10 protein-coding genes are annotated in these 13,016 nt (G+C 62.3%); 1 reads left to right on the top strand and 9 read right to left on the bottom strand.

What is annotated here, in order from left to right:
• Positions 1–125: 125 nt before the first annotated feature.
• The 7 genes from Q9Q40_02350 to Q9Q40_02320 form a co-directional block, all read right to left on the bottom strand.
• Positions 126–2,933 carry a chemotaxis protein CheA gene (locus Q9Q40_02350; GenBank protein MDQ7006052.1) on the bottom strand — a complete coding sequence of 936 codons (2,808 nt, stop codon included), beginning with the start codon at positions 2,931–2,933 and terminating at the stop codon, positions 126–128.
• Between the two features lie 48 nt (positions 2,934–2,981).
• Positions 2,982–3,356 (bottom strand): response regulator, encoded by a 375-nt coding sequence (locus tag Q9Q40_02345; protein MDQ7006051.1) that lies wholly within the window; start codon positions 3,354–3,356, stop codon positions 2,982–2,984.
• 5 nt (positions 3,357–3,361) lie between these two features.
• The gene (locus Q9Q40_02340; protein MDQ7006050.1) at positions 3,362–4,276 is read right to left on the bottom strand and encodes a protein-glutamate O-methyltransferase CheR; all 915 of its coding nucleotides are present in this window, start codon (positions 4,274–4,276) and stop codon (positions 3,362–3,364) included.
• A complete protein-coding gene (locus Q9Q40_02335) occupies positions 4,273–4,944 on the bottom strand; it encodes a HEAT repeat domain-containing protein (GenBank protein MDQ7006049.1) in 672 nt (223 codons plus the stop codon). Before Q9Q40_02335 ends, Q9Q40_02340 begins: the two co-directional genes overlap by 4 nt.
• A 232-nt stretch (positions 4,945–5,176) precedes the next feature.
• Positions 5,177–6,265, bottom strand: a complete 1,089-nt coding sequence (locus Q9Q40_02330) for a chemotaxis response regulator protein-glutamate methylesterase (protein MDQ7006048.1) — start codon at positions 6,263–6,265, stop codon at positions 5,177–5,179.
• A gap of 32 nt (positions 6,266–6,297) precedes the next feature.
• Complete coding sequence (locus Q9Q40_02325; protein ID MDQ7006047.1) at positions 6,298–7,974, bottom strand: chemotaxis protein CheW; 1,677 nt, start codon at positions 7,972–7,974, stop codon at positions 6,298–6,300.
• A gap of 22 nt (positions 7,975–7,996) precedes the next feature.
• Positions 7,997–9,925 (bottom strand): methyl-accepting chemotaxis protein, encoded by a 1,929-nt coding sequence (locus Q9Q40_02320; protein ID MDQ7006046.1) that lies wholly within the window; start codon positions 9,923–9,925, stop codon positions 7,997–7,999.
• 891 nt (positions 9,926–10,816) lie between these two features.
• On the opposite strand from Q9Q40_02320, the gene ppk2 reads away from it, so the two are divergent.
• Positions 10,817–11,638, top strand: coding sequence for a polyphosphate kinase 2 (gene ppk2 / locus Q9Q40_02315; protein ID MDQ7006045.1), 822 nt, complete (start codon positions 10,817–10,819; stop codon positions 11,636–11,638).
• A 59-nt stretch (positions 11,639–11,697) separates the two neighbouring features.
• Here the strand turns inward: ppk2 and Q9Q40_02310 are convergent, their stop codons facing one another.
• Together Q9Q40_02310 and Q9Q40_02305 are read right to left on the bottom strand one after the other, a co-directional pair.
• The gene (locus tag Q9Q40_02310) at positions 11,698–12,534 is read right to left on the bottom strand and encodes a chemotaxis protein CheW (protein ID MDQ7006044.1); all 837 of its coding nucleotides are present in this window, start codon (positions 12,532–12,534) and stop codon (positions 11,698–11,700) included.
• A 111-nt stretch (positions 12,535–12,645) separates the two neighbouring features.
• Complete coding sequence (locus Q9Q40_02305; protein MDQ7006043.1) at positions 12,646–12,960, bottom strand: YtxH domain-containing protein; 315 nt, start codon at positions 12,958–12,960, stop codon at positions 12,646–12,648.
• Positions 12,961–13,016: the final 56 nt, after the last annotated feature.

Below are 13,016 nucleotides of genomic sequence, written 5' to 3'. Positions count from 1 at the left end.
GCGGGGCGTGCCGGCGCGAGTACCCGCCGCGCCGGCCCTGGGGAGGGGCGGAAGTCACTCTTCCGCCTGCCTCCCCCGCGCCCCCGGTAGGTCCGGAGACGCTTGGTCTTGCGCGGGCTTTGGGCTCAGCAGGCCGGCGCGGCTTCCGGGCTGACGGCGGGTTCACGCATTTCCGTCGCCGGAACCTTGGCGGGGGTGTCTTTGCCGGTGCCGTTGCCGTTGTCGTCGCTGGTCCGGGCAAGGGTCATCATCTCCCCGGGTTCGAGGATCAGGATCGACCGCCCGTCGCCCAGGATGGATGCGCCGGCCAGCCCGGGAATCGCGGTGAGGTAGTCCGCCAGGGGTTTGACCACGATCTCTTCTTTGCGCTGGATACGATCCACGATCACGCCCAGCCGGTTGCCGCCCAGCTTGAGGATCAGCAGGGTCAACTCTTCCTGCTCCAGGTCGTGCCGCCGCTGGATCCCGAGAAGTTCCGCCAGGTCGGCCACACTGACGACCTCTTCGCGAAGGGTGATGGCCTTTTTCTTCATCAGCGATTTGACCGCGTCGACCCGTACCTTGACGGTTTCAGCGACCGCGTCCAACGGCATGGCGAACGTTTGCCCGTCGACTTCCACGAGCAGTGCGTCCACCAGGGCGAGGGTCAGCGGAACCTCCAGCCGGACGATAGTGCCTTGGCCCTGCTCGGAGCTGACATGCACGTTGCCTTTGAGCTTTTTGAGGTTGGTCAAGACCACGTCCATGCCAACACCGCGCCCGGAGATGTCGGTGATGTTCTTGGCGGTCGAGAAGCCCGGCTTGAAAATAAAGCCGCAGATATCCTCGTGGCTCAGGTTCTGAGCCTGTTCGCGGCTGACGAGGCCCTTCTCGATCGCTTTTTCCAGCACGGCCTCCGTGTTGATCCCGCGCCCGTCGTCGACGATTTCGATGATGATGAAGTTGCCTTCATGAGCGGCCCGCAAAATCACCGTGCCGACTTCCGGTTTGCCGGCGCGCAGCCGTTCCTCGGGAGGCTCCATGCCGTGGTCGATGCTGTTGCGGATGATGTGAACGAGAGGGTCACCGAGTTCCTCGGCGATGCCCTTGTCGATTTCGGTTTCCTCGCCTTGCAGAATGATCTGGGCCCGTTTGCCGCTCTTCTTGCTCAAATCCCGGATCATTCGTGGGAACTTCTGGAACACGGTGCGGATCGGCACCATGCGCATCTCCATCACCGTGCGTTGCATCTCCTCGGAGATACGGGCCACGGCCAGAGACGCCGCACGGAGGTCTTTGAGCGCGTCGCCCCTTTCCCCGTCGCCGAGTTCGAGTCGCCGCTCGATGTGGCCGAAGGCGTTGCGGGCCACGATCAGCTCACCGACCAGGTTCATGAAGGTGTCGAGCAGTTCCTGGTTGACGCGCATGGTTTTCGGAGCGCTCTCCGTTACCCTTGGGCTGCTCGGCTTCGTCTGTTTCGCCGAAGCCTTGCCGGCTTCTTCTTTCGCGCCGCCTGTGTTGGATCCACTGTGGTTGCTGCCTACCGCACTGGGCTCCTCACTGGGCTCCTCCGGCTTGCCCGCCAGGATATCTGCCAATCTTTTCTCGAGATCGGCGACCCGGTCGGCCAGTTGTTGGGAAACCGTGTTGTCGAAAGGAACTTTCCCGCTGCGAATCGCGGCGATTTGATCCTCCAGGTTTCCGGCTGCGCCTTCGAGTTGCTGGAAATCCATGTAGCGCGCGCTGTTTTTCAGCGATCTGGCGGCCCGCTCCATGATTTCAAGCGTGCTTTTTCTTTTCGCCTCGTCCGTCAGTCGGGGCAGGCATTCTTTGAGGTTATCCCGGTGCTGTTCGACGGCCTTGGCAAAGGTGGCCATGGGCCCGCTTTCGGGAACCTGGGAAGATGTCGGGGCGCCGTTTTCCTGCCGGGCGGCGTCCGCCTTCGTAGTGGCGATTCTGCGAGAGATGCGCTCGGCGACATCCTTGGCTTTCTCGTTGGGTACGGCGGGGTCAGCGACCATTTTCCGGAGAAGATCAAGCGCTTCGAAAAGCAGGTCGAGTTCGTCTTCCTCGATCCGCATCGCAGATTCCTGCCGCCGAAGCACTTCGAGCAGGCTTTCCGAGGCATGAGCCAGGTGACTGATCGTGTCCAGCCCGAGGTAGGCGGCGGTACCCTTGATCGAATGCATGTCTCGGAAAAGCGAGTTTACCGCCTCCCGGTCGTCCGGGACTTCGGAAAGTCGAACGAGCCCTTTTTCACAGGAATCGAGGTGCTCCTCGGCTTCGATCCTGAACTCCTGCAGAATCTCCGGTGTGATATTGTAACCGCCGGGTTCGCCCTGGGCGGCCTCTTCGGTCCCGGCGTCCTCCGCGCTCTGGGCGGCCTCTTCGGTCCCGGGGTCCTCTGCGCTCTGGGCGGCCTCTACGCTCCGGGTTTCCTCTGTGCCTCCGGGGAGGTTGGTATTTTCGGGCGTTTCGCCGCTTGCTTCGCTGGAGCTCATGCTGGATGCCTCGGTCGAAGGGGCCTGGTCCGGCCCAAGAAGATGCGATAGGGCTTCGTGAATCGCGGAGAGCTGGTCATCGTCCGTGGAAGAACCGCTCTGACCGGGGTTGGCCAGCCCTTCCTTGGCGTCGCTTACCAGTTGCCGGAGTATGTCGCAACCCTGGAAGAGGACGTCCATGATGGCGGTCGAAACCGCCCTTTCCCCCTTACGGAGCTGATCGAGCAGGGTTTCCAGGCGATGGCTGAGGCTGTTGATATCAGACAGGTCGAGGAAGCCTGAACTGCCCTTGATCGAATGGATCGCACGAAAGATGCCGTCCAAAAGTTCGCTGTTTTCCGGATCTTTCTCGTATTCCATCAACTTTTGATCTATGCCGTCGAGGTGCTCGAGAGATTCGGCGATGAACTCGACGACAATTTCCTCGTCCAACTCGAATCGATCGTCTGTCATATTTGCCTCCGCGTGCCCGAACGCCGGTCAAGGGCGAAAGAGTCAGATTCAGCTCGCCGTCACGCCAAGCAGCATTTTGGAGTTCTCGATCAGCGCTTCGGGTTCGGCGGGCTTGGTGATATAGACGTTGGCCCCCGCCTCGGCGCCTTTCATCTTGTCCTCGGCCTCTTCTTCGGTCGATACGATGATGATCGGAATCGTTTCCTTGCCGGGAATCTTGCGGATCTGACGCGTCAGTTCGTAACCATCCATGCGGGGCATGTTGATGTCCGTGACGACGAGATCGAAATCTTCCTGGTTGAGAATCTCGAGGGCGAGAAAACCGTTTTCGGCTACGGCGCAGTCGAAGCCGGCCTTTTCAAAGATGAACGAATGAAGGTTCAGAACAATGTGGGAATCGTCTACGATCAGGATCCTGGGCATGGTTTTCAGTCTCTCTTTGAGTGGAGTGAGCCGGCCTGGGGCTTTCTGTAGAAGACTTGATCGCCGAGTTTCGTCAGTTGAAAGGCGGCCGTGATGCGGCCGACGGATTCTGAAGCTCCAAGAAAGAGGAAACCTCCCGGTTTGAGGGCGTCGTAAAACGAGTTGACGACTTTCTTGCGGGATAGCTCATTGAAGTAGATGAGAACATTGCGGCAAAAGATAAAATCAAAGCCGCGTTGTTTGCGCATGGCCCTGCGATCAATGAGGTTCACCAGGTCGAAATGGACCGGTTCCGCGGTGTGTGGCAGAACCTGCCATGAGGTACCCTGGTTGGAGAAGTATTTCTTGCGATAGACGAGCGGGGTGTCCTTCATCGACCGGCGGCCGTATTCGCCTTTTTTCGCGATCCTCAAGACCTGTCGATCGATGTCGGTCGCGAGAATGGAGACGTCCCAGCGCTCATAGTCTTCAATCATCTCCTGGGCGATGATCGAGAGCGTATAGGGCTCCTCACCGGTGGAGCAGGCCGCTGACCATATTTTGAGAGTGGAGTCACCGACCTTTTTTTTCTCTTCAAGAAGCAACGGCAAAGCTCGCTCCCCGAATCCCTGGAGCTGGGGGAAGTCCCGGAAAAAGTAAGTCTCGTTGACGGTCAACTCCTCAATCAGATTCTGCAGTTCTCCGCCTGGATCTTCGAGGAGCAGGCTTCGGTAATAGCGGCGGAAGGTTCTATGGCCGGAGGCCTCCATGCGGCGCTCGATGCGCGCCTTCATGGCGTAGTCTTTCTTCGTTTCGTAAAGAATTCCCGTTTCCTTGTAGATCAGCTCCCGGATCTGGTCCAGCTGAACCTGGGTGATTTCGGAAAGCATGGCGCGGCTTGCCCTTTCGGACGTCGGTGTCAGCGATCGTGTGGCGGTCATGGCGTCACCAGGCTCCTGGCTTCCTGGAGGGCGAAAACGGCCTGGGGTTCGAGCGTCGTCTCGTCGATCTGTTCGAGGGCCTCGCGGGCCTTGTCGGACCCGATCGTCGTCAGCGCGAGGAAGATGGTGCCGTCCATCCAGGGGTGGCGGCCGATATGGCTGGTCAGGGCCTCGACGGCGTCGTCCCCCCCGACTCGCCCGAGGGCTTCACAGGCCGCGGTTGCCACATTGATGTGAGGATCGTCGAGAGCTTGCAGCAGTGTGGCGAAAGCCTTGGACTCTTTCGTCTGATCGATCTTGCCCAGGGTATCGACCGCGATTTTGCGCAGGTCATGAGAATCGGTCGAGGAGAGATAGAGGTCCGCAGCCGGGGCGATGGCGTCCACACGAAGGTTCTCGAAAACCTCCAGCGCGCTGTTGCGGACGGGAGCCTCGGGATGATCCAGGAGTGGCGCGACTCGCCGGGCGACGGTTTCGCCGCCGATGGCGATCAGGGCCTGTACCGCGGCTTCGCGAACGGCCACGGCGGAGTCGGTGAGTGCGGCGACCAGGGGGTCGATGGCCTCGGGATTATGGAGATCGCCCAGGTCCTCGGCCGCGAAACGCCTGGTTTCCTCGTCCGGATCGGAAAGCTGTTGGAGCAACTCTTCAAAGGTAGGTTCGGTCATGATGCGTCTCCCTTGGCGGAGGCGTATGCGTGGGAATCGTGGAGTTTTACTCGCGCCGGGAGGAGATCTTTCTGCCGGCGGTGGCCGGGCGAGTGGAGTTTCCCGGCGGGGGAAAGGGCCGTATGTGAAGGATTTCCAATGCTGGACAATCCGGGGCGCTCGCTCGGTGACAGCGGGCCGAATGGCGTGGAACGATGGCGCACGCGCAGGGCGGCGGACGCGGCCTGGGTGTTCATGCCGAGACCCTCGCACCGGCGCCGACAAGGGCCACGATTTTTTCCGCGATTTCGTAGGAGGGCAGGACGAACTCGGCTCCTCCCCGTGCGATGGCTTCCCGGGGCATGCCGAAGACGATGGAAGTCTCTTCGGATTCGGCGATCGTGCGTCCACCGGCCTTCCGAATGGCTGCCATGGCATCGGCGCCGTCCGCACCCATCCCGGTCAGGAGGACCGCGACGATGTTTGGGCCCCCGTAGAGCTGTAGAATGGAATGCATGGTGACGTCCACCGAGGGCCTGTGTAGTGTGTCGGCAGGTTCCGGGGAAAGGCGCACCAGGGCTCCCTTGCGATGGCCCCCACGACGGGCGAGAAGCATGTGCGAATCGCCGGGTGCGAGGTAGCCGTGATTGTCCTCGACCACATCGTGGGCCTCGGCCTGCTTGAATGGGAAGGCACAGTGCCTGTCGAGGCGTTCGGCGAAAGAGGGGGTGAAGGAAGCGGGCATGTGTTGAATGATGACCACGGGAGCGCCCAGGTCGGCAGGGAGGAGCGGCAGGATGTCGAGGATGGTGTTCGGGCCGCCGGTGGACTGGCCGATGACCACGATCCTGCCGTTTGCGGAGGGACGCGCGGCGGTACGGGTCGCGCGCTTGGTCGCCGTGGCCGGGCGGCGGACCCGGTGGTGGGAGAGGCGCTTCTTGTTGGCGCTGGCTGCGGCCTTGATCTTGTTGATGATTTCGTCAGATGAGCGACGGATATCACGGGAGATGGTGCCGCCGGGCTTGCCGACGAAATCGACAGCTCCCAGTTCGAGGGCCTCGTAAGAGGTCAAGGCGCCTTCCTGGGTCAGGGAACTGATCATCACGACGGGCCGGGGAGAGTCCATCATGATGTTTTGCAGAGCGGTCAACCCGTCCATCACAGGCATGTTGATATCGAGGGCGACCACGTCCGGGTCCAATTTGCGGGTTTTCTCAACGGCGTCCTGGCCGTTGCGCGCTGCGGCAAGAACTTCGATTTGGGGATCGCTCTCGAGAATCCGGGTCAACTCTCGGCGCATCAGCGCGGAGTCGTCGGCGATCAGAACGCGGATCTTTCCCATCACTTGCGGATTTCCTTTCCCATGAATACCGGCTAGGCCGGCTGGTTTTCCACCTGCTGGTCCGGCACGAGGTCGCGATGCGGTTTGGCCGGGCTCTGAACCTGCCCGTTGCGGCCCGAAGGGGACTCGCCGTGCCCGGTGACTTCTTCAGTATTCGGCCCGTCGGAGGCCTCCGGGACCGCAGGCTCGCCGGATCCGGGCAGGGCTTGGATTTCCGCGCGCTGCAGCAGGTCCTCGGTTTTCAACAGCAGCACGGTGCGGTTTCCGTTGTCCAGCTTGCCCACGCCGGAGACGTAGCGACTGGCGACGTTCTCCGTGAGTATTTGTGGAGTCGGTTCGATGTCTTTTTCCGGGATACGCAGGACTTCGCTCACCGCGTCCACGATGAGGCCGGTGGTCTTTCCGTCGAGTTCGACGACCAGGATTCGGCTCTGTTCGGAGTGTTCGAGATCTTCGTGGCCGAATCTCTTGCGGAGGTTGATCACCGGCAGGATATTGCCACGGAGATTGACGATACCGGAGACGAACGATGGAGCGCCGGGCACCGCCGTTATGGTTTCGACACGGACGATCTCCCGCACTTGCATGATACCGATACCGAACTCCTCATCACCAATGCGGAAGCAGACGAGGTGCCGGACGTCCTCCGTATCCTGTCTTGCGGTCATGTGCGCTTCTCCTGCGGTGGCTTGCCGATTGCCCGTGGCCTGACTGATGCTGGTCTGCTCCTCGGCGGAAAGCAGGCCCGCGAGGTCGAGTAAGAGCAGCAGACGGTCCCCGGTTCGGAGTTTTCCGACGCCCTGCAGGTAAGCCGCCTGCTCGGCGTGGGTAATATCGGGGACCGGCGCGACCTCGCGTTCGGGCAGGCGCAGTACCTGGGACACCGAGTCGGTCAACAAGCCGGTGGTCATGTTGTTGATATCGGCGACGACAATGCGCCGGGCGTCGGATTCGGGCGTGGACTCCCGCTCTGCCGGGTCGTGGCATGGTTGGGGGAGTCCAAATCGTTTGCGAAGATCGATGACCGGCAAGAGCTCGTTACGGAGAGGCATGATGCCAACGACGAAAGATGGAGCCTTGGGTATGCGCACGATGTTGCCGGGGCGCACGATCTCCCGGACATCCGTAATGTTGACCGCAAACTCCTCGTCGGCCAGTCTGAACGTGACGAGCAACCTTTCGTCCTCGATTCGGGTTTCGGTTTCGGTGACCTGGGAGGAGGACGAAGGAGGGTTCATATCCTTCGGCTGCTCGGCAACGGGGGGAAGAAGCTGGTCCTGGGAGAGGATCATGATCACCCGCCTGCCGCCCTCGATCTTGGCCAGGCCGAGGAGGGCGCTGCCGCCGGGCGTGGAAAGGTTCGGCGGCGGGGGGGCGATGTGTTCCCGGGGGACTTGGAGGACCTCGTTTACGCGATCGACGATCATCCCGGTCTGTCCGCCCTGGTGACGCACCACGATGACTCTCGAATCATCGCAATAGGTCGTATCGGCGAGGCCCAGGGATCTCCTGAGGTCGATCAGAGGGAGGATGCTTCCGCGCAGGTTGATGATGCCTTCGACGGAAGTGGAAGCGCCGGGCACCGGGGTCACATCCGGCAGTCGGACGATTTCCTGGACAGCATGGATGGGGAAGGAAAATTCCTCGCCGTCCATGGTGAAACTGACCAACTGGTTGACGCTGTCGGGCAGGATCTCGGTTGGCTCCACTGTTCGGCCTCCGTGGGTATGCTCAGTTCTGGAGCTCGTCGGCCATGGCCGAGATGTCTTCGATGGCCTGCGCCAACTCCTGCATGCTGCGCTGCTGCTGTGTGGCGAGAGTAGCCGCCTCGTTGCTTGAAGCGGACGACTCCTGCGCGGCGGCGGCTATCTGGTCGATGCCAGTCCGTGCCTGCTCGACTGCGGATGCGGCGGCTTGGGTGTTGTCGCGAATGGCGGCGGTGCCGTCGTACACCACGCCGATGTCGGTTTCCACATGTTCCAGACTCCGGATGGCGTGCTTGGCGGCTTCGACATCCTGGTCGGCGGCGGCGCCGAGCTGGAGCACGTCACGGGAGACGGTCTGAACCTGGTCCTGGATGTTGCGAACGAGGTCTTTGATTTTTTCGGCGTTGGCGTCGGAGTCCGTGGCCAGGGAGCGGATATCGGATGCGACAACGGCGAATCCTTTGCCGTACTCGCCGGCCCTGGCCGCCTCCACCGCGCCGTTGACAGCGAGCATGTTGGTTTGCATGGCCACGTTGGTGATGGCATCCACGATCTTGTCGATCTGGCGGACTCGGACTTCGAGGGCACTGATGTTCTCGGCGGAGACCTTGGCGGATTTGGCGCTCTCGGATAGATTCGCGACCAGCTCGTCCACGCTCCTCCGGTTGTTACGGATCAGCTCCCGCTGCTCCTTGACCGATTCGAGGGCGGCTTCGACGCTGGAGGCGATGTTCTGCATGTTGCTGGTGATCTGCTTGATGGCGGCGGAGGATTCTTCTGTTGCGGCGCTTTGGGCTTCGGCGCCCTTGGAGATTTGCTGGATGGCGGTCGCGATCTGCTGAGAGGCGGCGCTCATCTCCGCGATGGTGGCCGACAACTCCTCGGAGGCCGCGGCCAATTGCTCCGCGCTCTTGTCCATGTCGGTGGACGACCGCAACGATTCAGCCATTTGGGCCAGTTCATCGGTCGTGCTTTCGATGTCGCGCAGGGCCTTGGTCTGCTCGTTGACCGCGGCGGAGGCTTCCTCGGAAGCGGCGGCCGATTCTTCCGCCGCCGAAGCGATCTGGTCGGTACCCTTTGAAAACTGGGTGATCGCGGCCTGGATCTCGGTCGTGAGGTCGTTGATCTGCAGGGAGATCTGGGTGACCTTCTCCATGTCCGATTCGACCTCGGTCAGCTGAGCGGTGATCTCGTCGCCCTTGGTGGCCAACTCCTGGCCCTTCGCAGCGCTGGTCTTGATTTCCCCGGCGACTTTCTGAACGTCGTCCTGAATCGACTGGACGAGCTCTCGAATTTCCCTGGCGGATTTTTCGGCGCCTTCGGCGAGGTTGCGGACTTCGTCGGCAACGACGGCGAATCCGCGGCCGTGTTCCCCGGCCCGGGCGGCTTCGATGGCGGCATTCAGGGCGAGAAGGTTGGTTTGGTCGGCGATCCCGGCGACGGTCTTGACCACCATGCCGATCTCGGCGGCTTGCTTTTCGAGTTCGGCGATGAGTTCAGCGGATTGCAGGTTGTTGGCGGCAGCGACCTTGGCGTTCTCGACCAGCGCGTTGAGGTCACGGGAGGTCTGGCGGATGCGTTCCTGCAGCTTGAGGATCTGCTCCGTATTCTCCTTGGTGGACGAGGCGCTGTTTTCGGCGACGCGGGCGAGTTCACGTGCGGCCGCGGCGCTCTGCTCGGCGGAGGCACTGGCTTCGGTGGCGGCGGCGGCGATTTGTTCCATGGCGCCGTTGAGCTCGTCGGCCGTCGCATTGGCGCTGGGGACGGAGCTCGCCATCTCCTCCACCGCCGCGGCGATCCGCTCCGCGGCCTGTTGTCGCTTTGCGGCTGTACGACTGGCGGCGCGTTGGGCCGCTCGCTGCTTGGCCAGACGCCTCTTGGTCTCGAGGTCGGCGTTGGAGGGGGCAGTCTCGGGTGCGCTTTCGACAGAGGGTGGCATTGCCATGGTCTTCATATTGTGCTTCTCCAGCTCGGGTTGTGGATTACGACGGTGAGTGCTAAGGGAGCGGTCTTGGAGGTGAAAGGACCTCCGGTGGCTGGGAGAGGGGGGACGGGCGGAGCGAGAAAGCGCCCGGGGGGTGGGCCGGGGTTCGGTTCGACGGGCTCTGGTTGGGTGTCGGGCGTTTTGTCATTTCCGTCTGCAAGCCTCCTGCAAGGTTCACGTTAGGGTCGTGAAAGGGGCGAGGCAAGGGGAAACTCAAAAAGCAGGGTCTGGGCCAGCAAGGTATTAAAAAAAAGTGGGTTGTGGATGTTCGAGGCGGGGCGGACGCTGGCCGCGGTCGGTTGTAGGCGCGGTCGGTCGCTGAGGGCCGGGCCGGCATCGGCGTTCGCTCCCCAGGGTCCGGCAACCGATTTTCCGCACCAGGTATGGGGTGCGAGGCCAAGGGAGGCTGGAGCCTGTCCGAACGGCCTGCGGTGGGCCTCATCGACAGCCGTATTCGCCGGGTGCCGGGGGGTGGGAACCGGGTTGAAGGCCTTCGGAGAGCCTGTTGGCAACCGACCGGAAAGGAGTTCCCCGCCTCGATTGCGATCCAGAGGCCGGCCGGGGCCGCGAGCGGGGCAATTCCCGGTGCTTGGCGGCCTATGGCCGCGATCGGCGAAGAGGGCAGCCTGGCTGCTCTCGTTCCTTCCCGGCGGGGGGGCGGCGTGTAACGCGCCCAGGGAACGTCGTGGAGTGTACTTTTCAGGAGGGGCCGATCGATGGGTAAAAAAGTGCTTAACGAAGGCCCCGGCGGGACCTAGAATGAGCCAGGGCACCCTCGCGATCGTGCTGCCGAGGGGAGTCCCCGCGGAGGAGCCTGTGAGCAAAAAGAACAAGAGCCATCACAAGCCGGGCCCCGATTCCCTGACGGCGGTGTTGGACGACCATCCGCCCCGGACCGTCGATCGCCCCAAGCTCAAGCGCAAGTTCTACGAGAAGGAGCTGGCCAAACTCCAGGTGGAACTGGTCAAGCTGCAGGAATGGGTCAAGGCCGAGGGGAAGAAGATCGTGGTGATCTTCGAGGGACGCGATGCAGCGGGTAAGGGCGGCGTGATCAAGCGAATCACCCAGCGCCTGAATCCGAGGATTTGTCGCGTCGTGGCTCTCGGTACGCCGACCGAGCGGGAAAAGACCCAGTGGTATTTCCAGCGTTACGTGCCTCATTTGCCCGGCGGGGGTGAAATCGTTCTCTTCGATCGCAGCTGGTACAACCGGGCGGGCGTCGAGCGAGTGATGGGCTTCTGCGACGAACAGCAGTACCGCGAATTTTTGCGCTCCTGCCCGGAGTTCGAGCGGATGATCGTTCGTTCCGGCACGACCTTGATCAAGTACTGGTTCTCCGTCAGCCAGGAGGAGCAGGAACGTCGTTTCCAGGCCCGGGCCCGGGATCCGCTCAAGCGCTGGAAGCTGAGCCCGATGGACCTCGAATCGCGGGCCCGATGGATCGAGTACTCCAAGGCCAAGGACGAGATGTTCGCCTATACCGACATCAAGCAGGCGCCCTGGTACGTGGTCGACGCGGACGACAAGAAGCGGGCGCGGCTCAATTGCATCCACCACCTGCTGAGCCTGATCCCCTACGTGGATACGACGCCCAAGGTGATCAAGCTTCCCGAGCGGCCCAAGCAGACCGGCTATGTGAGGCCACCGATCAGCGACCAGACCTTCGTGCCCGAGGTGTACTGAAGATCAGAGAAGCGCGCTGAAAGAGCCGGCCCCGGACAAGGGGCCGGCGCGCGGCGGCCTCAGGCGCTTTGGGCCATTTTCTCGGTGATGGTGGGGAGCAGGGCCCCCAGGTCCAGCAGCAGAACGACTGAGCCGTCCCTCTCACGCCGCGCGGCGCCCGCGAAAACATCCTCGTCCAATCCACCGAGCATGTTCGGCAGTTCCTCGATGGTCTTCGCGGCCAGGTGTTCGACACCATCGACCGTATCGATGGAGATGGCAAACTCGACGTCGTCGTGTTCGAGGACGATGGCTATTTCCCTCGTCGTTTCCCTGAGCATGGTGCGGGTTCGTTCGAAGAGCCGGATCATCTCGTCGAGCAGGCCATGGCGTGCGTTGTTGATCGTCTTGAGCGCAGCTTCGTTGTCGTTGCGTGTGATCAAGTGGCCGACCTCGATCGCGATCGCATGGATTCCCTGGTGCGGTTCGGAGAATCGGCCCAGGAGTTGCTGAAGCAGCGGGTTGTTGGTGTGGAAGCCGGCAAGCCAGCGGCCGAACTTGCACTTGGTGGGATCGGTGGCCAGGCGGAATTCCCGGCCCTCCCGGACCGATGCCTCCAATTCTTCGAGCCAGTTGAGGTGATCTTTTTGGCGCTCACCGAGAAGTTGGACCAGGTCGTTGAGTTCCTCTTCGAGGGGGCGCATGCCGAGCTTGACCCGCAGGTCGACCACGGGAATCAACCGCCCCCTGAGATTGAATGCGCCCCTGACCCATGGGGGAGTTCGGGGAACCGGCGTCACCGGGGGCATGGCGATCATCTCGCGCACAGAGAAGGCCGGAAGAGCCAGGCTCCGGTCGCCGATGTGGAAGATGGTCGCGGGGCTATCACCGCCAAAGAGCGAATTGTTGGTGGACATGACATCCCCCTCTTCGGAGTCGGGCTCCAGAGGGAGATCTAGGGCGCGCGCCGCCGGGAATCCAGTCCGGGCGCCACGGCCCCTGTCGCGGGGTCGGGGCGCCCGTGGAGATCAGTCGGCGGTGGGCAGGTCGGGGTCGGCGGCCTCCTCGCCGCGGGCGAAGCGATCCTTGGCAGAGCCATAGACGTGGCGCACCTTCTCGCCGGCGTCCTCGGCCAGGGAACGCACCTTCTCGCCCGTGTCGGCCGCCAGGGTCTGGACCTTCTCCCGCGTCTTCTGGGCTGCGCCCTCGGTCCAGCGGTAGAGATCTTCCCGGGTTTCCTTACCGGTCTTCGGAGCCGTGAGCAGGGCTACGGCGGCACCGACGAGGCCGCCGAAGATGAAGGCTCCAAGAACTGCCAGTCCGGAATCGCTCTGGTTGGACATTGCCTGCTGCTCCTTATGACTTCGCGTGTTGAGAAACCTGCGGATCCATGGGCATC

This window comes from Acidobacteriota bacterium (assembly GCA_030949985.1).
Lineage (GTDB): Bacteria > Acidobacteriota > Polarisedimenticolia > J045 > J045 > JALTMS01.
Note: the sequence above shows the minus strand (reverse complement) of the source record. Positions and strands in the feature narration are given on the sequence as shown.

Bases quoted from the DNA above. Each gene is read 5' to 3' on its own strand.
- Q9Q40_02350 (MDQ7006052.1), bottom strand. From the start codon at position 2,933: ATGACAGACGATCGATTCGAGTTGGACGAGGAAATTGTCGTCGAGTTC.
- Q9Q40_02345 (MDQ7006051.1), bottom strand. From the start codon at position 3,356: ATGCCCAGGATCCTGATCGTAGACGATTCCCACATTGTTCTGAACCTT.
- Q9Q40_02340 (MDQ7006050.1), bottom strand. From the start codon at position 4,276: ATGACCGCCACACGATCGCTGACACCGACGTCCGAAAGGGCAAGCCGC.
- Q9Q40_02335 (MDQ7006049.1), bottom strand. From the start codon at position 4,944: ATGACCGAACCTACCTTTGAAGAGTTGCTCCAACAGCTTTCCGATCCG.
- Q9Q40_02330 (MDQ7006048.1), bottom strand. From the start codon at position 6,265: ATGGGAAAGATCCGCGTTCTGATCGCCGACGACTCCGCGCTGATGCGC.
- Q9Q40_02320 (MDQ7006046.1), bottom strand. From the start codon at position 9,925: ATGAAGACCATGGCAATGCCACCCTCTGTCGAAAGCGCACCCGAGACT.
- Q9Q40_02310 (MDQ7006044.1), bottom strand. From the start codon at position 12,534: ATGTCCACCAACAATTCGCTCTTTGGCGGTGATAGCCCCGCGACCATC.
- Q9Q40_02305 (MDQ7006043.1), bottom strand. From the start codon at position 12,960: ATGTCCAACCAGAGCGATTCCGGACTGGCAGTTCTTGGAGCCTTCATC.